Genomic DNA, 20,960 nt, shown 5'->3' with positions numbered 1-20,960 from the left:
ATTACAACATAATTATGCAAAGATTAAAGTCAAAATTTGACACTTTTAGACATAGAACTAATGTCGTAATTTACGGAACAAATACCGCCTCCGGAAGATTATTTGATCTCATTCTTTTAGGCGTTATTCTATTGAGTGTCGTTATAGTGATGCTTGAAACAGTCAAAGGTTTTGACACAAAGTACCACCAACAACTCATAGTTTTGGAATGGATTATCACCATTTTCTTTACTTTAGAATACATTCTTAGGATTATATCTATCAAAAAACCCATAAAATATATCTTTAGTTTTTATGGAATAATTGATTTGATTGCAACATTACCCATGTATTTTTCACTGTTTTTTGTTGGAACCAGCGTTTTAACAGTTGTAAGAGCCTTGCGATTGTTGCGATTATTCAAGATTTTGAAACATCCACAATTCTCCAGTCAATCCACTCACCTAAAAGAAGCGTTGATTGCCAGTAGAGGCAAAATACTTATTTTCATTTACTTCATGTTAATCAGCAGCATCATCATTGGCTCAATAATGTATATCGTTGAAGGAAAAGAAGGCGGTTTCACCAGCATTCCCATCAGTATTTATTGGACAATCGTAACACTGACAACGGTAGGATATGGAGATATTTCGCCTATAACACCGCTAGGACAAGCCATCGCATCGGTAGTAATGATAATGGGTTACGGTATTATTGCGGTTCCTACAGGAATTGTTTCTGCTGAATTTGCAAACAGCAATCGTAAAAAACCAAGGGCCGAAAGAATTAATCCATGTACTGTTTGCGGTACCGAAGGACATGAACATAACGCAAAATACTGCTACCATTGTGGTGCAGATTTATAATGCTAATAATTTGAAGCAATTCCAGCTGTACACTGCAACTCCTCGTTATTCCAGTTGTTTTTCTAAGGCATAAAAGGAGCTTCCTTTGGTCGCTCTTTTACACCAAGAAAAACAAACTTTCATAACTCCGGGGTTTCCGTTTCCATCTGGGCTAAAAAATATGAAATACTTAATAACCATTATCGGACCTACGGCTATAGGAAAAACTTCCTTGAGTATAGTATTAGCTAATTATTTTAAATGTGATATTATTTCCTGTGACAGCAGGCAGTTTTTCAAGGAAATGACCATTGGAACCGCTGTACCAAACAAAGCCGAGTTAGAAGCGGCTACCCATCATTTCATCCAAAACAAATCCATATTCGAGAATTATACCGTTGGTGATTTTGAGAAAGAAGCAATTGCAAAACTAGACGAATTATTTTTGACCAATGATTATGCAATTCTAGTTGGCGGTTCCGGATTATATGTTGATGCAATTTTAAAGGGTTTTGATGAATTTCCCGAAATAGACGCTACAGTACGTACTGAAATAACCACAAATTACGAAAAACTGGGAATTGGGTATTTACAACAAAAGCTAGAAGCTTTAGATCCTGATTATTACAAAAGTTTGACCGCCGAAAATCCTCAAACCTTACAAAACCCACAACGAATGATGCGTTTTGTAGAAGTATGCCTGGGTTCCGGGAAACCGTATTCTTCTTTTTTAAACCAGAAAAAAAACAGCCGAGACTTCACTCCTATTTTAATAGGTCTGGAAGCTGACAGAAAAATCATTTACAGTCGAATCAATCAACGTGTTGACATCATGATGAACGAAGGACTTCTGGCTGAAGCAAAAACGTTATTCCCAAATAAAGAGTTGAATGCGTTGCAGACTGTGGGATACAGAGAATTATTCAGCTATTTTGACAGAGAAATTTCATTGGAATTTGCGATTGAAGAAATAAAGAAAAACACTCGAAGATTTTCTAAACGCCAATTGACTTGGTTCAAAAGAAATGAAAACACCAAATGGTTTGATTTTGAAACTCCGTATGATGTTATTATAGATTACATCCATTCAAAAAAATAAAACTAAAAATACAAATTCATACTAATTTATATGCCAATAGCTTCAAATTTTACTTCTGTTCTTAGCAAAGACTGGGAAATCAATTTTACACAATGCGCGCCAAATGGATTTTTAAAATACACTGATTTGTGTAATATTTTACAATTAACGGCTGCGGCACATTCAGAAATTGGAGGAATCAGTTTTACTGACATGCAGGAATTTGACCAAGCGTGGGTTTTAAGCAGAATGAGAGTTGAAATCTCTAAATTACCAAAATGGGGAGATACTGTAACCGTAAAAACATGGATCAATTCCTTGGAGAACTCCCGTTCAGTACGAGCACTGGAAATGCATGTGAATGGAGAGAAAATTGTAGGCTCTGAGACTTTTTGGGCTGTTTTTAATACTAAAAAGCGTCGACCGGAAGGATTGGCTTTACCGTTTGAACATTTTGAATTATATCCCGAAAAAAGAGCTACTCTTGAAGGGTTTTCTAAAATCAACTTCAATCATGAGAAAGAAATAGTTTTTGAAAGAAATGTATTTTTATCCGATCTAGACATTGTAAATCATGTCAATAATGTCAAATACCTGGAATGGTGTTTGGATCTGGTTGATGAAAAATTAATACTGAATCAAAAAATTGAAAGTTTTGAAATGAATTTCTTAAAGGAATTATCATTAAAAGACAAAGTGATTATTCACGAAAGTATTTCTGAAAGAGAGACTGTTTTTAGTATTACAAAAGAAGACAAGACGAGTTTCGCTTTACAATTGAACTGGAAATAAAAACGTCCTTTCGCTCCAAAAAAAAAGCCTCAATTTCTTGAGGCTTATATCTATTTATTCTGCTACTTTATTCTTAACAACTAATCTGAATCCTTCTCCGTGGATGTTTAAAATTTCCACATCTTCATCCAGTTTCAAATACTTTCTCAACTTAGCGATGTACACATCCATACTTCTGGAAGTAAAATAGTTGTCATCTCTCCAAATTTTCGTCAATGCCAATTCTCTTGGCATCAAATCATTTTCGTGAAGGATTAACATTTTCAATAATTCATTCTCTTTTGGAGATAATTTTATTGGCTCTTCATTATTAAAAGTTAAAAAACGAAGTTTTGAATTCAAATGGAATTTACCAATATTAAATTCAAATTGTACTTGTTCTGCTTTAGTATCCGATGATTTTCTTTGAATTATCGCTTTGATTTTCATCAACAATACTTCCGAATCAAAAGGTTTATTCAGGTAATCGTCAGCACCCGCTTTATATCCTTTCAACACATCTTCTTTCATCGATTTTGCTGTTAAAAATATAATTGGCACTTCATTATTTTTTTCTCTGATTTCTTTCGCCAAAGTATAACCGTCTTTATAAGGCATCATTACATCCAGAATACATAAATCATAAGTATCCTTTTTGAATTTTTCGAATCCTTCCATTCCATTTTTGGCCAAAGTGACATCAAAATCATTTAGCATTAAATAATCTTTTAAAACTGCTCCAAAATTAAGGTCATCTTCAACTAAAAGTATTTTTTTATTTACATTTTCCATATTCTAATTTATTAATGGTAATTTTATTATGAAGGTACTCCCTTTTCCCTTTTCACTTTCTACATATACTTGACCGTTATGGTCATCAACAATTCTCTTTACGTAAGCTAAACCTAAACCGTGTCCTTTAACATTATGAATGTCTCCGGTATGCTCTCTGTAGAATTTTTCAAAAATTCTTTTTTGAGCTATCTTACTCATTCCCAGTCCACTATCTTTTACTTTGATAATGACCATATCTTTGATATTTTCAGTGAAAATTTCAATTTCAGGAACATTAGGCGAGTATTTTATCGCATTTTCTAAAATATTCACAATGACATTGGTAAAATGAACATCATTGATTAAAACTGTGGTTCTAATGGCTTTAAAATGGCAGGTAATTGTTCCTTGCCTGTCTTCTAAAATCAAATTCACATGATCTATTGCATCTTCAATAATCTCATGAATATTATTCGATTCTTTGGTAATATCTAATTCTCTCTTTTCTAATTTAGAGATTCGCAACACATTTTCAACTTGTGCATGCATGCGTTTATTTTCATCCTTAATCATTTGAAGGTATCGCAAAACCTTCTCTTTATCATCTATTATTTTTGGATTTTTAATCGCATCCAAAGCTAAATTGATAGTTGCAATTGGAGTTTTAAACTCGTGTGTCATATTATTAATGAAATCGTTTTTGATTTCAGAAATTTGGCGTTGACGAATTAATTGATTCAATGCACTTGTATACGCAATTAAAATAATCAGTGTAAAAACAATCGAAAGAACTGTTATACTAACGAGTTCTGACAATAAAAATTTCTTTTTTAGAGGAAAAGTTACCAACAATTGGTATTTCGTGTTCCCTTCATTATCCGTAAGAATAGGAATTGAATAGGTGGCGTCTTTATCATATTTAAACGCATTGGATTTAATTTTGGTAGCCAAATTATTGCTGTAAATACCAAACTCAAATCTTGTTTCAATACCATATTCTTCTAATTCTTTTTTAATGAGTTTTTGCAAAACATCACTGGAAACACGTTCATCAAGTGGCATTGCAGACAATACATCCTTGGCTGAAATTTCAAAAAGGACATTGTCTAAAATAGCAAGATTTCCTGATTTTTCAATACTGACATCAGGGATCAAACTTTGATTCAGACCTGATTTATCCATAGAATTATTATTGTAAACTTTAGTTACACGTTTGGAACTAAAGCTCTTGAATTTTTCACTATCAAATTTTTTATCAAAGAACGTTGGTGAAATATTATAACCCTCCGAAATTATACTGTTAGAATATATGATGGTTTTATTTGTTCTGGGATTTTTTTGAACATAATAAAACTCTAATATATCATCCTTTTCAGGTACTTTTCCAGTACTGTCTTTATAATGATTTATTTTATCATAAAAACTATATGCCTCTTGTTTTTGAAGTTTATCTGCCACATTTCCAATAACTTGCTTAACATGAAATTTAAATTGCTCGTCATTGTTTTTGAATGAAGTATTAAACCAATACACTTGAACAAGAATTATTCCTATTAAGGACAGACTCATCAATAAAACAAGTAATCTGAAAAAAAGTTTATTCATCGAAACAAATTTAGTATTTTAACAATATATTAAATAATAGATTAACCAAACATTAACACCTATATCACTTTTTGTTTAATCTTTAAAATTTTAAGAATTTTAACAACTTCTAATTTTGCAGTTTCTATAGCAGTATTTTCTATGCTGAAATCGCTTTTTGAAATGCGCTGTTCATCAGTCCATTGTGCGTTTATTCGTTTTAAAACAAGTTCACGTGTGGTTTTATCTCGCTCAACAACTCTTTGAATTCTTGATTCTATTGGCGCTGTGACAGTTATAATCAAATCACAGTTTTTATAACCTCCACTTTCAAATAAAATAGCGGCTTCGTAAATAATATAAGAAACTTTTTTATGTTGTATTAGCCATTGATCAAAATGCTTTTTTACGGCAGGATGAACAATATTGTTAAGTTTTTCTAATTTTTCAGGGTCATTGAATACAATTTTTGCCAGTTTTTCTCTATTCAATATCTCTTTTTCAAAAACTGCATTACCAAATACGTTTTTAATGGCTACTATAATTTCTGAGGTTTGCATGATTTTTCTGGCTTCGTCATCAGCAATGTATACCGGAATACCAAACGATTCAAAATAATTTGCAATAGTGGTTTTCCCACTTCCGATACCGCCAGTTAAACCAATTATTTTTGTCATATTAAACTTTGAAAAATAATTCAGGAAAAGCTTCTTGAGGTTTTTGCTTCAAAATGATAATTTTATAAAAAGATTTTATAAAACCCGTTCCGTAACCATAAAATTGTTTCCAAACGGCTATCAATGATAAATACCCGATTTTTAAGCTCTTATTTTGATAGGAAGACACCAAAAACAGTACCAAAAAGTAAACAAAATACAATTGAAGCAGCAAATCAAAATTAAAAATCAACATTAATAAAAAGGAACTAAAAAATCCAATTATGAATACCGAAGGAAAGAAAAAAGTAAGCTTGTTGTATTTTGGATACCAACTATTCAGAATAGGTCGTGCTTTTCCAAATTTATTTACCTGAATAGAAAACTTATCCCAATCAATTCTTCGCTTGTGATAGACAAATGCATTGGGGAAAAGTTTGGTTTCAAAACCTAAATTCCACAAACGGATAGACAAATCCGGATCTTCGCCAGGATGAATATTCCCAAACCCTTTTGATGCTTCAAAAGCTTTGCGAGATAATCCCATATTAAAACTTCTAGGCTGAAACTTATCAATTTTTTCCGAACCTCCTCTAATTCCGCCAGTGGTCAGAAACGAAGTCATCGCAAAATTAATTGCTTTTTGTATATCCGAAAAACTGTCTAAAGCTTTATCAGGTCCTCCAAAACAATCTACATAATTTTGTTTTAAAGCTTTGTCAACCTCTGACAAATACTCTTTTGGAATAATACAATCCGAATCAAAAATGATAAAATAATCACCTCTGGCCTTTTTCATACCATAATTCCTGGAATCTCCAGGACCTGAATTTTCCTTGAAATAATAGGAAATATCCAATCTGTCACCATATTTTTGAGCTACATCTTTACAAACTATAGAAGAACCATCTTCAATAATAACAATTTCAAAAATTTCGTTATACGTTGAATGAGATAAACTTTCTAAAAGTTCATCAACTTCATCCGGACGATTGTAAACTGGTATAATTAGGGAAAATAACATAAATTAAAAATGTGGTATTAAAGAGTTTTTTTAGACATAAAAAATTTTAACAAATATAATCTTTATCCATAAAAAAACCATCAACTATTAATCGATGGTTTTATAAATAATTTGCTGCTTTTTATTCAAACATTTCCATCACTTCCTGGCTTACTCCCATGTTTGAGAAACCACCATCATGCAATAAGTTTTGTAACGTTACTTTTCTGGTCAAATCAGAAAATAGTGTTAGGGTATAATTAGCACAATCTAAAGCAGATGCATTTCCCAAAGGTGACATTTTCTCGGCAAAATTTATAAATCCGCCAAATCCTTTTACACCCTGACCAGCCGTTGTAGGCGTTGGAGATTGAGAAATAGTATTGACTCTTACTTTTTTATCTCTACCAAAGAAATAACCAAAACTTCGTGCAATAGATTCTAAAAACGCTTTGTTATCCGCCATGTCGTTATAGTCCGGAAACACGCGTTGCGCTGCCATATAAGATAGCGCAACAATACTTCCCCACTCGTTCATGGCATCTTTTTTATATAAAACCTGCATTACTCTATGAAAAGAAACTGCCGAAACATTCCATCCTTTCTCCGTGTAATCGTAATTCTGATTGGTGTAATGATTGCCTTTTCGAACATTTACTGACATTCCGATGGAATGTAAAACAAAATCTATTTTACCGCCCAGAATTTCCATAGCTTGATCTACTAAATATTCTAAATCAGCCACAGATGTAGCATCAGCAGGGATAATTTGAGAATTTGTTTTTATCGCCAGCTCATCAATCGTTCCCATTCGTATGGAAGCCGGAGCATTGGTAAGAACAAAAATTCCTCCTTCATCAAACACTCTTTCTGCTGTTTTCCATGCGATTGAATTTTCATCCAAAGCGCCGAAAATGATTCCTCGTTTTCCTTTTAATAAGTTATACATAATACAATTAATTTAAGTCTGTTCTTTAAAAAAATAATGCACCTTAATTTCGAAATGAATAAAACCATTGTGAAATTAAAATGCATTACAGAAACTAAATATTTAATTTAGTAAGGATTAAGCAATACTTTCGATGTTTACCACTTCGTTTGCATCTGCTTTATAATCTACTCCTTCTACGTCAAAGCCAAATAGATTGTAAAAATCTTTTCTGTATCCTTCTAAATCTCCTATTTCAGATAAATTTTCAGTTACAGCTTCAATCCACAATTTAGCCACTTTTTCTTGAACATCAGGACGCATTTCTAAATCGTCGATACGGATTCTTCCTTTCTCATCAACCGGAACTTCATTTCCAGTATATAATCTTTCTTGGTACAAACGTTGAATTTGTTCGATACAACCTTCGTGAATTCCTTCTTCTTTCATTATTTTATACAATAAAGAAATATACAATGGAATAACCGGAATGGCTGAACTTGCTTGTGTAACCAATGCTTTATTTACCGAAACAAATGCTTTTCCATCAATAGCAGCTAAACTGTCAGTGATAGCAAATGCAGTCGCTTCAAGATGATCTTTAGCGCGACCAATTGTACCTTTTCTATAAACTGCCTCAGTCAATGATGGCCCAATATAAGAATAAGCAACAGTTGTAGCGCCCGGAGCAAGAAGATTTTCTGCTTTTAAAGCATCAATCCACATTCCCCAATCTTCACCACCCATTACAGCAATCGTATTTTCAATATCATCACCACTACAAGGCTCAATTGAAATTTCTGAAACTTTACCCGAATGAAAATCAACTGTTTTATTAGTAAAAGTGCTTCCGATAGGTTTCAAAACAGAGCGATGCAAAACACCGGTAACCGGGTGCATACGAACAGGAGAAGCCAAACTATAGATTACTAAGTCCACTTGCCCTAAATCTGCTTTTATAAGATCTAATGTTTGTTGTTTTACTTCATTCGAAAACGCATCACCATTGATACTTTTTGCATATAAACCTGCTGTATGCGCTTCAGTTTCGAAAGCTGCAGAATTATACCAACCTGGTGAAGCAGTTTTACCTTCTGTTGGAGGTTTTTCAAAAAATACACCAATTGTTGCTGCATCAGAACCAAAAGCACTTGAAATTCTGGAAGCCAAACCAAAACCGGTTGAAGCTCCAATTACCAATACTTTTTTAGCCCCGTTTATAGGTCCTTTTGATTTAATATATTCTATTTGATTTTTAACATTTTGTTCGCATCCTTTTGGGTGAGATGTCGTACAAATAAATCCTCTCATTCTAGGTTCTATAATCATATTCTTGGTTATTCGTTTTTTTATTTATTCGTGTAATTGTTTTATTGCTGATGCAAACATCTTGTTTTTAAAGGAAACAAATATAAAGTAAAAAATTAGTTCAGCAAGGCTTTAGCGTGATTTAAGGCCGAATCAGAAACAACCGTTCCAGATAACATTTGAGCAATTTCGACCACTCTTTCCTCTCCATTTAATAACTTCAATTCAGATTGTGTATCGTCACCAACAGTCGATTTAAATACTTTGAAATGTGCATTTCCTTTTGCTGCAATTTGAGGTAAATGGGTAATAGCAAAAATTTGCATTTCCTGGCTCATTTCCTTCATGATTTCCCCCATTCTAATGGCAATTTCTCCGGAAACACCAGTATCAATTTCATCAAAAATTAAGGTTGGTAATTTTGAGTATTGTGCTAATATCGCCTTAACAGCAAGCATAATCCTTGACATTTCTCCGCCGGAAGCCACTTTTTTCAATAAACCAAAGTCTGTTCCTTTATTGGCCGAGAATAAAAACTGAAGCTCATCTTTTCCATTTTGGAAATAGGTTTCAGTAGTATTAATATCAATATTGAAGCGAACATTTGGCATTCCCAAAGTTTCTAAAATGGTAATCAATTTTTGAGATAAAACTGGAATCGAATCCAATCTATTAGTATGAATTGTAGTCGAAAAAGCATCTAATTCAACTGTTTTTTGTTCAATAGAAATAGTCAGTGCAGCAATTTCTTCTTCCATATTGCCTAATTCTAAAACTGAATTCTCAAGATTCGCTTGAATTTCCAGTAATTCGTCCACGGATAAAACCTGATGCTTCTTTTGCAAATTAAAAATCACCTGAAGCTTTTGACTAATTAAGTCCAATTGTTCCGGATCATTAATAAGTTTTTCGGAACAGCGATTCATTTCATCCGAAATATCATCAAACTCAATCGTTACGCTTGTAATCCTATCTAACAAAGAATGATATTCAGTCGAAAAAGAGGCGATTTTTTGTAATGAAACCTTGATTTCATTCAAATTATGCATAACACCAATTTGTTCTTCATTGGCTATAGCCAAAGACCTATCGATAGATTCTTTTATAATCTCAACATTATTCAATTTTTCAAAATCAGTTTCAAGAGTTTCTTGCTCGCCCGATTTTAATTGTGCCGCAACTAATTCATCCAATAAAAAAGTATTGTATTCCTGCTCTTTCTTAGATTCGCTTTGTCTTTTCAGCAGCGAATTTAATTTGGATTTATCCGATTTATAGCTTTTTAAAAGCGACTGATACTCCAGAATTGTTTCTTTATTATTGGCAATTGCATCAATAATTTCGAACTGCACATTTTCATCCGAAAGTTCTTGGGTTTGCTGTTGCGAATGAATATCAATCAAGAACAAGCTGAGTTCCTGCAATTCCTGAAGATTTACAGGACTATCATTTATAAAAGCTCTTGATTTTCCTGAAGGAAGGATTTCACGTCTAATTATGGTGTCATTTTCATAATCCAGATCATTAGCCTCAAAAAAAGGAAGCAAATTATACTTAGAAATTTCAAAATGAGCTTCAATGACACACTTTTCTTCTTTGCTTTTTAAAGAAGTTAAGTCGGCTCTTTTTCCTAAAACCAGTCCTAATGCTCCTAAAATTATTGATTTTCCTGCACCCGTTTCTCCTGTGATTGTTGAGAAACCTTTTGAAAAATCGATAGACAATTTTTCTATTAAGGCATAGTTTTTTATCGAAAGTGACGTTATCATTTACTATATTGTTTTGTGATGTGAAGCTGGATTAAACTAAAAATTGAAAATCAATTAATATTTTATCAGCATCCATTTACTTGAATTCAAAGGAGAAATTTTATTCAGATTATCTACTAAATCTGAGATTGTAATGCTGGGTCCACCAGAAAAAATAGAAACGATTTCATCTGATTTAGCATCAAAAAAGACACGCGTTAAAAATGCATTGGGTCTGGAAGCATTTAGTTTAGTCAAATCGATTAGTGATCCTTTTATTTTTTCTTTAGACGCTTTTAAATCCTTACTCATTAGGTCTAAACCAGTATGATAATCTAACATGGATTGTCGCACTTGTTTGAATGCAGGAGATAAAATATCGTTTATTAAAAAGTAACGGTTTTGGTTTCCATCAGTTTGGCTCCATCCTTTGGAACCGCCTTGTTGAGCTACATTCGAGATATTTTGAGCCGTTTCAAAATAAGAATTTCCAGATTCGGAAACAAAAGTATCCGCATCCATTCCTAAAATCATATAACTGTAAAAAGCCACAACAGAAATTAAATTAGAATCGAATGTAGTTGGACTAAAAATTAGATTTTCAAACTCTGTATATCTAAAATTAAAGTCTTTATCATTATAATTTAATACTGGAGATGAATAAGAGGAATTAAAAATAGGTCTTGAAGATTGCACTTGAATAGTTGCAGTAAATTGATCTGCGCTATTCGAAGAAATGGTAATGTACATCGAACAATTAATTTTTTCGTTTTGCTTAACCGTTTGTCCCGTCCAATCCGTTTTATTTACAAACTCACTTATTGAAGTTTGTAAGGTTTTAAAAACTTGCTGATTTGTAACACTCAATTTTTGTGAATCAACCGTTACCGTACAGTTTAATTGTTGCGCTTGCGTAAGCCCAAAAGTAAAAAGCAGAAAAAAAATAATTGTTTTATTCATCTGTAGATTTGTATTATTTCTTAACGGTTATCTATAATTCAAACACCAACATTGCGTTTCCATTACAATCCGTTACCCTATTTCATAAAATGTACTTTCACCTTTTCTAGAATATCATCAGCAACAGCTTCTTTAGATTTCAATTCCATTGGCTCAATATTGAAATATTTATCAATAAAGGTAACTTTATTCGTTGCTTTACCAAAACCAGCACCCTGATCTTGAAGCGAATTTAAAACAATCAAATCTAAGTTTTTTTTCTGAATTTTCAAGGTCGCATTTTCAATTTCATTTTCTGTTTCTAAAGCAAAACCTATCAGAAACTGATTTTTCTTTTGTTCACCCAAAGAAGCTAATATATCCTTCGTTTTTTCGAGTTCTATTGTAAAATTATCAGCTGCTTTTTTTATTTTTTGTTGTGCAACAATCTTGGGTTTGTAATCTGCAACGGCCGCAGCCGCAATCGCAACATCCACATCGGCATAAAACTGATGACAAGCCACATACATTTCTTCTGCAGATACAACACTAATCACATTAATCAATGGATTTGAAACTTTACAATTTGTAGGTCCCGAAACCAAAATCACCGAAGCACCTAGATTTGCAGCGCTTATCGCTATATCAAAACCCATTTTACCCGAAGAATGATTTCCTATAAAACGCACAGGATCTATTGCTTCGTATGTGGGACCGGCGGTAATTAATATTTTTTTTCCTTTAAGAGGTAATTTGCTATTTAAATCTGCTTCCAGAAAAGCTACAATATTTTCAGGTTCCGCCATTCTTCCTTCACCGGATAATCCGCTTGCTAATTCACCGCTTTCGGCAGGAATTATTACATTGCCAAACTGAGTCAGAGAAGAGAAATTAGCAATGGTAGAAGGATGTTTGTACATGTCTAAATCCATTGCAGGAGCAAAATAAACAGGACATTTTGCTGATAGATAGGCTGCAATCAATAGATTATCACAAGTACCGTTTGTCATTTTAGACAAAGTATTTGCTGTTGCAGGAGCAATAACCATCAAATCAGCCCAAAGTGCTAATTCAACATGATTGTTCCATTTTTCATTTTCGTCGTCTTGATTATAAAAACTGGAATGTACAGGATTTTTGGATAACGTAGATAACGTAAGAGGAGTTACAAAATCCTTAGAAGCAGGTGTCATTATCACTTGGACATGTGCACCTGCTTTTATGAAAAGTCGTACTAATGTGGCTGTTTTATAGGCTGCAATTCCACCAGAAACTCCAAGTAGAATTTTCTTACCGCTTAAAACTGACATAGTAACTATTATTTATTTGAATCTCTGTGGTAGATTTTACCATCTAACCATTCTTGAACTGCTAAAGCGTGTGGCTTAGGTAGTTTTTCGTAAAACTTTGAAACCTCAATTTGCTCTTTGTTTTCAAAAACTTCTTCAAGACTGTCATTATATGTAGCAAATTCTTCCAATTTTTCAGTCAATTCTTTTTTAATTTCAGAATTGATTTGGTTTGCTCTTTTAGCCATAATGGTTATCGCTTCATACACATTACCAGTAGGTTCTTCAATAACAGTTTTGTTGTATGTTATTGTATTTACTGGAGCATTCGTCTTTTTTAAATCCATGACTTTATTTATTTAGTAAATTTTTGTAAATCTTTATCTATTCGAGCTAACATTTCGTTTGCTTCTTGCTTGTATTTGGTATCCGCTTTAAATTTAATCAAGTTCAATTGCGCTGCTTTTGCAACATTTAATCGCTCTTCCATTTTTGATGGGATACTATTAATAGCCAATTGATAGGCTGAATCTAACTTGTAATATAAAGCATCTTCTTTTAATGGAGTTCCCGGATAATCCGCTACAAAATTGTCTAAAGCAACAATTGCTGATTTATAATCAGAAATTGTATTGTATCCTTTAGCATTTTCGAAAACCTTTTTTTCTATTTTTTCACTAAGCACTTTTACGGCACTATTAGCCTCCGTTAAATACTCAGAATTAGGATAATTATCAATAAATGATTGCAATTTATCTAATGCTTTTGTGGTATCTGTTTGATCTAAACTATAAACAGGAGATAACATAGAGTAGCTTTTTGCTCCCAAATAGGCTGCTTCCTGTAATTTTTCACTTTTTGGATATCCCGAAACAAAGCTTTCAAATTGATACCCTGCCAAGTAATATTGTTTTGTTTTGTAATAGGATTGAGCAAACATGTAAAACAATTTTTCCGCTTGAGGTTTCCCTCTGTAAGCAGGAGCAATTTGTTCAAAAATACGAATCGCTTTAGAATATTTTCCTGCGTCGTATAATTTAGTGGCCATTTCAAATTTAACAGCGACATCTTCGGTTTTTAATGCTTTTTGGTATTCGTTACAAGAACTGAATAGAGCTACAAGAAGCAATAGAGATATAATTTTTTTCATTTTTTTACTTTTTTTATGATTTCTTGGTTGAAACACCCCATAAAATCATACCGAAGTTTCGGTGGCAAATTTAGTTATTAATTTAGCGACTTCAAAATATATTTTTTGTTTAAAAAAAGTGTCTTTTTTTACCCTTGTTTATTGACTTTTTTTACAAACTGATCAATTCTGCTTGCGAGCGAATCATCTACTTTTACAAGTGGCAAACGCACTGTGTTTTCTGAAATTCCCAGTGATAGAAACACTTGTTTGATTCCTGCCGGATTTCCTTGCTCAAAAATCATATCGATACAATCCGCCAAAAGGTACTGTGATTTGAATGCTTCATCTACTTTTCGATTCAAACCTAATCGAATCATTTCAGAAAATTCTTTAGGAAAACCTTGCCCAATTACAGATATAACGCCTGATCCACCTGCCAAAACCATCGGCAAAGCAATCATATCATCACCTGAAATTACCAAAAAATCTTTTGGTTTGTTTTTTAACAATTGCATGGCTTGAACAATATCACCGGCAGCTTCCTTAATGGCTACGATATTTTCAAAATCATTAGCTAAGCGTATAACCGTTGAAGGCAACATATTGCTGGCTGTTCTTCCTGGGACATTGTATAAAATTACAGGAATTGGCGATGCTTCAGCAACTGCTTTAAAGTGTTGGTAAATACCTTCCTGAGTAGGTTTGTTATAATACGGTGAAACCGATAAAACCGCTGCAAATTGAGACAAATCTCTTGTTCTCAACTCTTCTGTCACTTTAAAAGTGTTGTTTCCTCCTACTCCAAGTACTAATGGCAAACTTCCATTATTAGCCTCGATTACGGTACTAATAACTAATTCTTTTTCGTCTTGAGACAATGTTGCATTTTCTGCAGTTGTACCCAATACTACAAGATATTCAATTCCTCCATCGATTGAAAAATTTACGATCCTTTTTAATGCTTCGGTGTCAATTGAAAAATCTTCTTTAAACGGGGTTACAAGAGCAACACCAGTACCTATTAATGATTGCATATTAGATTTATAATTTGTTTAATAATTTTAAATATTTGAATAATTCACTTACAAAAAGTGTATAATTATCGACATACGTTTTAATCATAAAATGATTTAATCTTTTGTCTATTAATGAAAAACCGACTTTAAATTGCGCTTTTGAATCATGATTAATTTTTAATAAAATTGCTTTTTCTATGTCATAATAACTGATTAACAAATCAAATTTTTTATTGATGAAATCATTTACTTCCGGAGAAGAAATTTCTCCATTCCATTTTAAATGTCCTGAATTGAATACAGGAAATTTTTTGTCTGCTGTTTTCTTAAATTTATCCCTGTAAACAATTGTTGTTATATTTTTTGGTGCGATTCCGTTTGCCGTTAACGCTGCAATCAATGCTTCCGTTTTGGCAAAACGGCTGCCATCAACCAGTAAACCGATTGTTTTTACAACATTAACTGACTCAATATTTTTTAAATTTTGAAAGCTTTTTTTTAATGTTTTTTTTACAAAATAATCCTTTATATAATTCAAAAACATATTACTTTTACTTGATTACAAAATTAATTAATTAAGTCGCATTTAAAATGGTAAATCTAAAAAAGTATAACGATGTTTCTAAACTTTTTGTTATATTCTTAACATTTTTTTTTGTTGCCTCTTGCAGCAAACAAAATTACTACGTTACTAAAATAGAAGGCAAACGAATTCCAATCACCGAAAAGGAAAATCAAGCCGCTATCTCTCAGAGTGAACAGGCTAAGCAAATTGAAAATTTCATCAAACCGTACAGAGAACACATCAACAAAGATTTAGACAGCATTTTGGCTTATTGTCCGGAAACATTAGATAAAAGCACTGGGAAATGGCAAACTACAATTGGTAATTTGATGGCTGATGTTACTTTGATGAGAGGAAATATTGTGTTTCAAGCCAGAGAAAAAAAGAACATCGATATTTGTTTGCTCAATAGCGGAGGAATTCGTTCTATACTTCCAAAAGGAAATGTAACAGCAAGAACGGCTTTTGAAATTATGCCTTTTGAAAATAGTTTGGTTGTGATTGCTTTAAAAGGAGAACAAATTCTTGAAATAGTCGATTATTTTATCGCCGAAAAAAAACCACATCCGATAGCTGGAGTAACATTTACCATTGATAAAAACAATCTTCCAAAAAACATATTAGTACAAGGAAAACCTGTTCAAAAAGAGACTATTTATTACGTAGGAACCAATGATTATTTGTCTAATGGCGGAGACAACATGAATTTCTTTAAAAAAGGGGTTCAGAAATTTGATTTAGACTATAAACTACGAAATATTCTTATTGATTATTTTAAAGAAGTAGATACAATTCCTGTGATAAATGATGTTAGAATTACTGTTGAATAAGTAATTCGGATTTAGATAACAAAATAGTTTTAGAAAACGTAAAGCCCTAGCCCCGATTGAAGCGGCATCCTTTATGTTTTTCCTTTAAAAACATAAAGATATAGCGTCCCGATAGCTATCGGGAAGCGGGAAATAGCTCCTGATTGCTTCGTTCCTCGCAATGACAATTGGATTAAAATAAATAAAAATGAAAAGAAGAGAATTTATAGAAAAAACAGCTGCGAGTTCAGCTTTACTAAGTTTAGGTTTATCATTAAGCAGCTTTGAATCTTCACAAAAAAGACATCTTACTATTTTACATACAAATGATGTACACAGTTATATTGATCCGTTTCCTGCGGATCATCCCAGAAATGCAAATATGGGTGGCGTAGCGCGAAGAGCCGCTTTGATTGAAACGATTCGAAAAGAAAATCCAAATGTATTATTGCTGGATGCGGGCGATATTTTTCAAGGAACGCCTTATTTTAATTATTATGGCGGAGAATTAGAATTCAAATTGATGAGCATGATGCAATATGATGCTTCTACGATAGGAAATCATGATTTTGATAACGGTGTTGAAGGTTTACATGCGCAAATGCCACATGCTAAATTTGAGTTCCTATCCGCCAACTACGATTTTAAAAACACCGTGATGGATGGTTTTGTAAAACCGTATAAAATATTCAACAAGAATGGCATTAAAGTAGGTGTTTTTGGGCTTGGAATCGAGCTAGATGGTTTAGTAGATAAAGGAATGTACAAAGAAACCGTTTATAATAATCCTCTTGAAACGGCTCAAGATATGGTTCGGATTTTAAAGAAAGAACAAAAGTGCGATTTAGTGATTTGTTTGTCTCATTTAGGGTATAAATACAGAGACGAACCTACTAAAATCTGTGATTTGAAATTAGCCGAACTAACGCAAGACATTGACTTGATTATTGGCGGACATACGCATACTTTTCTAGACAAACCAACCGTTGTAAAAAATCTTGCCGGCAAAGAAGTTCTAGTAAACCAAGTCGGCTGTTACGGTATAAATCTGGGCAGAATAGATTTTTATTTGGATAACGACAAAGCAAAAGCTTTTGAAGGAAAATCGATTTTTGTATAATTTTTTTGTGATTATCCGTTGCTTGTACCAAGCTACATCTTATGAATAAAATTTAGCTGTTTTGTCATTTCGATCCCGAAGCGTCGGGATCGAAATGACAAAATTAAACACATTGGTATTAGTTACGGACAAGCATCTATTTTTTTAAGGACTTTATCATTCTCAATAAAATAATTGACCATGAAAAAATACGAAAACACCTGTGTTATTATTTCAATTAAACTAAAGGTAAAAAGTGACAGATAAAAACCATTTAGAACATAAAAAACATCCGAAAGCAAAAAGCAAGTTGACATTAATACCAAATTCAAAAAAGCATAATTGCTTTTTGTAATATAATTTACAACAGAAATACAAATTAATGTACCCAAGATTATACTGTACATTATAATTATTGAAAAATCTGTTTTCATTTTCTCAAATTGCAAACTCAAAATAGTAAATGATAAAACGAGCATTACAAAAATTACACATAGTATAGATAAAACATCCGTTCTATTAAATTTTAATTTTTTGAACCCATTAACAAGATGAATTATAAGCAGCAGATAAACGGTCAAAAAACTCAGTACTGAACCTACTTCCGAATTACTGTCGCTCATCAAGATAAAAACATCCCCTATAAAAGAAAACAAAAAAATCCCTCCTTTTATTAAATCAATTTTATAATTATTTGTAGTTAAATAATAAATAAAAATGGATGGTACTACTAGGGATTTTGCATAAAATACATACTCTTCCTGACCTATTAAATTAAATAAAATAGTAAAAAAACAAGCTGAAAAATAAAGGATCAGTGAAGGTGTATTAGCTTTCATTTATTAGTTTCATAAAATCATCCTCGGAGATTATCGGGATATTCAGTTTAGTTGCTTTATCCAGTTTAGCGGGCCCCATATTATCTCCTGCAACAACATAATCCGTCTTTGCCGAAATAGAACTTCCCACTTTTCCGCCGTTATCTTCAATAGCTTTTTTTAAATCATCTCTGGAAAATTTCTCAAAAACTCCTGAAACAACAAAGATTTTTTCGGAAAGTTTGTCTGTTGCATTTGGATTTATCTTTTCAACAATTTCAAATTGAACACCAAAATTTTTTAGTCGGTCAATAATAATTCTATTTTCCTCGTTTTCAAAAAAGTCAAGTACACTTTGTGCTATTCGATCTCCAATTTCATCCACTAAAATTAAATCCATCAATGTAGCCTGACGCAATGCATCGATACTTTTATAATGTTTGGCTAGTTTTTTAGCTACCGTTTCTCCAACAAATCGGATTCCAAGAGCAAACAAAACGCGCTCGAAAGGAATACTTTTTGAATTGGCCACTCCATTTACTAAATTCTCTGCTGATTTTTGAGCCATTCGCTCCAAAGGGCGAATTTGTTCTACGGTCAACTCATACAAATCAGCATAATTATGAACCAATCCGTTATTAAACAGTAATGCTACCGTTTCTCCTCCAAGACCTTCAATATCCATGGCTTTTCGGGAAATATAATGCTGAATCCTCCCAACAATTTGCGGTGGACAACCATAAAAATTAGGGCAATAATGATTGGCTTCGCCTTCACTTCTCACCAATTCTGTATTGCATTCCGGGCAATGCGTAATGTATTTTGTAGCTTCTGAGTTTTCTGGTCGTTTAGTAAAATCGACTGCAATTATTTTAGGAATAATCTCTCCTCCTTTTTCTACAAAAACAGTATCTCCAACACGAATATCTAGTTTTTCTATTTGATCCGCATTGTGCAAAGAGGCGCGTTTCACAATAGTTCCGGCTAATTGTACCGGCTCTAAGTTGGCCACTGGAGTAATGGAACCCGTTCGTCCAACTTGATACGAAATTGAATTTAATCGTGTAAAAACTTGTTCTGATTTGAATTTATAGGCAATTGCCCAACGAGGAGATTTCGCAGTAAAACCCAATTCATCCTGATAGTGAAAAGAATTTACTTTTACGACTACACCATCAGTTTCATAAGGAAGATTGTGCCTGTGAACATCCCAATAATCTATAAATTCGAAAACCTCGGTTAAACTATTGGCTAATTTTGCTTCTTTTGGTACTTTGAAACCCCAATTTCTTGCCGTTTCTAATCCTTCAAATTGCGATTTGAAAGGAAGATTATTTCCAATTAAAAAATACAACAGGCAATCCAAAGGGCGTTTTGCCACTTCAGCACTATCCTGTAATTTTAAACTTCCGGAAGCTGTATTCCTTGGATTTGAATAAGGCGTTTCTCCAATTTCAATTAATTCCTGATTCATTTTTTCGAATCCGGCAAAAGGTAAAATGATTTCACCGCGAACATCAAATGTAGCAGGAAAATTTCCTTTTATTTTTAATGGAATCGATTTTATGGTTTTGATATTATTAGTGACATCATCTCCCTGAAAACCGTCTCCACGCGTAACAGCACGTTTTAGTTTTCCATTTTCATAGGTAATGCTGATGGATGCCCCATCATATTTTAATTCACAAGTATATTCTAACGGAACATCACCTAATACTTTTTGAACACGCTTTTCCCAGTCCATTAATTCTTCTTTGGAATAGGAATTATCCAACGAATACATTCGATGCTCATGAGCAACTGTTTGGAAGTTTTTTGTAATCGTACCTCCTACTCGTTGCGAAGGGGAATTTTCGTCAAAATATTCTGGATATTTATCTTCTAAATCCTGAAGTTGTTTTAATTTTAAATCAAATTCAAAATCGGAAATTGTGGGTGTATCTAACACATAATAATTATGGTTGTGTTGGTTTAATTCCTCCCTTAATTTTTGAATCGTATTTTGAATATCCATAGAAAATAAAAATTGGCTATTTTAGTTTTGAAAAAGTGTACTAAAATAACCAATTAAAAATAAATAGCAATACAATTACGAGGCTATAATCGTATTTATTTGTTGGTATAAAAGGCCATCACTCAAAAACGAACCTTGTTGTATCAATTCAAAAATGGAAGTATTGCGCTCATCTGTAAACTCTTTTTTCCCAACTTTCATTTCAATAGTATCCGTAAACATATTATCGCTAAGCCATTGCAATCCATCTTTGGTCAAAAAATCAACTTCAGGAACCAATGATTTTAAAACAATCGATTGAACATGGGTATCAAAGCAATGAAAAAGGAAAATATGATTTTTGGAAAAATGCTCCAAATACGTTGCTTTTGAAAGAACACCTTCCCAAATCAAATCAGAAAAAACGTCTAATTCCTGTTCCGCAACTTCTGGTTTCTCGGCTTTTATTTTATCCCACTCGGCTTTATCAATCGCTTGAGTTGCTAAAAAAGTACTGAATTCGGGATTCAGTTCCTCAAATTGTTCTTTTGTTAATCTTGAGTATTTCATTATTGTATTTTAGTATTTAACTTTTGTTTTCAACTCTCTTTTGAGATTTTAAATCA

21 protein-coding genes are annotated in these 20,960 nt (G+C 32.8%); 5 read left to right on the top strand and 16 right to left on the bottom strand.

The window, feature by feature from the left end:
- Window positions 1-14 precede the first annotated feature (14 nt).
- The 3 genes from ACNQGX_RS09965 to ACNQGX_RS09955 all read left to right on the top strand — a co-directional run bounded on the left by ACNQGX_RS09965 (window position 15) and on the right by ACNQGX_RS09955 (window position 2,694).
- Window positions 15-845 carry an ion transporter gene (locus ACNQGX_RS09965; protein ID WP_417975826.1) on the top strand — a complete coding sequence of 277 codons (831 nt, stop codon included), beginning with the start codon at window positions 15-17 and terminating at the stop codon, window positions 843-845.
- Window positions 846-1,005: 160 nt separating this feature from the next.
- On the top strand, window positions 1,006-1,923 hold the full coding sequence (miaA, locus tag ACNQGX_RS09960) for a tRNA (adenosine(37)-N6)-dimethylallyltransferase MiaA (RefSeq protein WP_417975825.1): 918 nt from the start codon (window positions 1,006-1,008) through the stop codon (window positions 1,921-1,923).
- 30 nt (window positions 1,924-1,953) lie between these two features.
- Window positions 1,954-2,694, top strand: a complete 741-nt coding sequence (locus ACNQGX_RS09955; RefSeq protein ID WP_417975823.1) for an acyl-[acyl-carrier-protein] thioesterase — start codon at window positions 1,954-1,956, stop codon at window positions 2,692-2,694.
- Window positions 2,695-2,748: 54 nt separating this feature from the next.
- On the opposite strand, the gene ACNQGX_RS09950 is transcribed toward ACNQGX_RS09955, so the two are convergent.
- The 13 genes from ACNQGX_RS09950 to ACNQGX_RS09890 form a co-directional block, all read right to left on the bottom strand.
- Complete coding sequence (locus ACNQGX_RS09950) at window positions 2,749-3,465, bottom strand: response regulator transcription factor (protein ID WP_091170468.1); 717 nt, start codon at window positions 3,463-3,465, stop codon at window positions 2,749-2,751.
- A 3-nt stretch (window positions 3,466-3,468) separates the two neighbouring features.
- Window positions 3,469-5,052 carry a sensor histidine kinase gene (locus tag ACNQGX_RS09945; protein WP_417975821.1) on the bottom strand — a complete coding sequence of 528 codons (1,584 nt, stop codon included), beginning with the start codon at window positions 5,050-5,052 and terminating at the stop codon, window positions 3,469-3,471.
- 59 nt (window positions 5,053-5,111) lie between these two features.
- Complete coding sequence (gene coaE / locus ACNQGX_RS09940; protein ID WP_417975819.1) at window positions 5,112-5,708, bottom strand: dephospho-CoA kinase; 597 nt, start codon at window positions 5,706-5,708, stop codon at window positions 5,112-5,114.
- 1 nt (window position 5,709) lies between these two features.
- Window positions 5,710-6,711, bottom strand: a complete 1,002-nt coding sequence (locus ACNQGX_RS09935; RefSeq protein WP_131916471.1) for a glycosyltransferase family 2 protein — start codon at window positions 6,709-6,711, stop codon at window positions 5,710-5,712.
- A gap of 121 nt (window positions 6,712-6,832) precedes the next feature.
- Complete coding sequence (locus ACNQGX_RS09930) at window positions 6,833-7,642, bottom strand: enoyl-ACP reductase FabI (protein ID WP_417975955.1); 810 nt, start codon at window positions 7,640-7,642, stop codon at window positions 6,833-6,835.
- Between the two features lie 114 nt (window positions 7,643-7,756).
- A complete protein-coding gene (gene fabV, locus ACNQGX_RS09925) occupies window positions 7,757-8,947 on the bottom strand; it encodes an enoyl-ACP reductase FabV (RefSeq protein ID WP_417975817.1) in 1,191 nt (396 codons plus the stop codon).
- A gap of 95 nt (window positions 8,948-9,042) precedes the next feature.
- On the bottom strand, window positions 9,043-10,695 hold the full coding sequence (recN, locus tag ACNQGX_RS09920; protein ID WP_417975815.1) for a DNA repair protein RecN: 1,653 nt from the start codon (window positions 10,693-10,695) through the stop codon (window positions 9,043-9,045).
- A 54-nt stretch (window positions 10,696-10,749) separates the two neighbouring features.
- Window positions 10,750-11,634 carry a type IX secretion system protein PorD gene (gene porD / locus ACNQGX_RS09915; RefSeq protein ID WP_417975813.1) on the bottom strand — a complete coding sequence of 295 codons (885 nt, stop codon included), beginning with the start codon at window positions 11,632-11,634 and terminating at the stop codon, window positions 10,750-10,752.
- Between the two features lie 77 nt (window positions 11,635-11,711).
- Window positions 11,712-12,923, bottom strand: coding sequence for a bifunctional phosphopantothenoylcysteine decarboxylase/phosphopantothenate--cysteine ligase CoaBC (gene coaBC / locus ACNQGX_RS09910; protein ID WP_131916465.1), 1,212 nt, complete (start codon window positions 12,921-12,923; stop codon window positions 11,712-11,714).
- Between the two features lie 8 nt (window positions 12,924-12,931).
- Entirely contained in the window at window positions 12,932-13,249 is a 318-nt protein-coding gene (locus tag ACNQGX_RS09905) for a DNA-directed RNA polymerase subunit omega (RefSeq protein ID WP_026709525.1), read from the bottom strand.
- A gap of 8 nt (window positions 13,250-13,257) precedes the next feature.
- A complete protein-coding gene (locus ACNQGX_RS09900) occupies window positions 13,258-14,052 on the bottom strand; it encodes an outer membrane protein assembly factor BamD (RefSeq protein ID WP_417975811.1) in 795 nt (264 codons plus the stop codon).
- A 128-nt stretch (window positions 14,053-14,180) separates the two neighbouring features.
- Window positions 14,181-15,068: a 4-hydroxy-tetrahydrodipicolinate synthase gene (dapA, locus tag ACNQGX_RS09895; protein WP_417975809.1), complete on the bottom strand. Its 888-nt coding sequence runs from the start codon at window positions 15,066-15,068 to the stop codon at window positions 14,181-14,183.
- A 7-nt stretch (window positions 15,069-15,075) separates the two neighbouring features.
- Window positions 15,076-15,594: a DUF6913 domain-containing protein gene (locus ACNQGX_RS09890; RefSeq protein ID WP_417975807.1), complete on the bottom strand. Its 519-nt coding sequence runs from the start codon at window positions 15,592-15,594 to the stop codon at window positions 15,076-15,078.
- A gap of 47 nt (window positions 15,595-15,641) precedes the next feature.
- On the opposite strand from ACNQGX_RS09890, the gene ACNQGX_RS09885 reads away from it, so the two are divergent.
- On the top strand, window positions 15,642-16,445 hold the full coding sequence (locus tag ACNQGX_RS09885) for a 5'-nucleotidase C-terminal domain-containing protein (protein ID WP_417975805.1): 804 nt from the start codon (window positions 15,642-15,644) through the stop codon (window positions 16,443-16,445).
- A 187-nt stretch (window positions 16,446-16,632) separates the two neighbouring features.
- On the top strand, window positions 16,633-17,544 hold the full coding sequence (locus ACNQGX_RS09880; RefSeq protein WP_417975803.1) for a bifunctional metallophosphatase/5'-nucleotidase: 912 nt from the start codon (window positions 16,633-16,635) through the stop codon (window positions 17,542-17,544).
- A gap of 122 nt (window positions 17,545-17,666) precedes the next feature.
- On the opposite strand, the gene ACNQGX_RS09875 is transcribed toward ACNQGX_RS09880, so the two are convergent.
- The 3 genes from ACNQGX_RS09875 to ACNQGX_RS09865 all read right to left on the bottom strand — a co-directional run bounded on the left by ACNQGX_RS09875 (window position 17,667) and on the right by ACNQGX_RS09865 (window position 20,904).
- Window positions 17,667-18,362: a lysoplasmalogenase family protein gene (locus ACNQGX_RS09875; protein ID WP_417975801.1), complete on the bottom strand. Its 696-nt coding sequence runs from the start codon at window positions 18,360-18,362 to the stop codon at window positions 17,667-17,669.
- The gene (gene ligA, locus ACNQGX_RS09870) at window positions 18,352-20,355 is read right to left on the bottom strand and encodes an NAD-dependent DNA ligase LigA (RefSeq protein WP_417975799.1); all 2,004 of its coding nucleotides are present in this window, start codon (window positions 20,353-20,355) and stop codon (window positions 18,352-18,354) included. Before ligA ends, ACNQGX_RS09875 begins: the two co-directional genes overlap by 11 nt.
- A 75-nt stretch (window positions 20,356-20,430) precedes the next feature.
- On the bottom strand, window positions 20,431-20,904 hold the full coding sequence (locus ACNQGX_RS09865; protein WP_131916457.1) for a DUF6495 family protein: 474 nt from the start codon (window positions 20,902-20,904) through the stop codon (window positions 20,431-20,433).
- Window positions 20,905-20,960: the final 56 nt, after the last annotated feature.

This window comes from Flavobacterium glycogeni (assembly GCF_048286775.1).
GTDB lineage: Bacteria > Bacteroidota > Bacteroidia > Flavobacteriales > Flavobacteriaceae > Flavobacterium.
The sequence above is the reverse complement of the archived record's forward strand: the minus strand, read 5'-3'. Positions and strand labels throughout refer to the sequence as shown.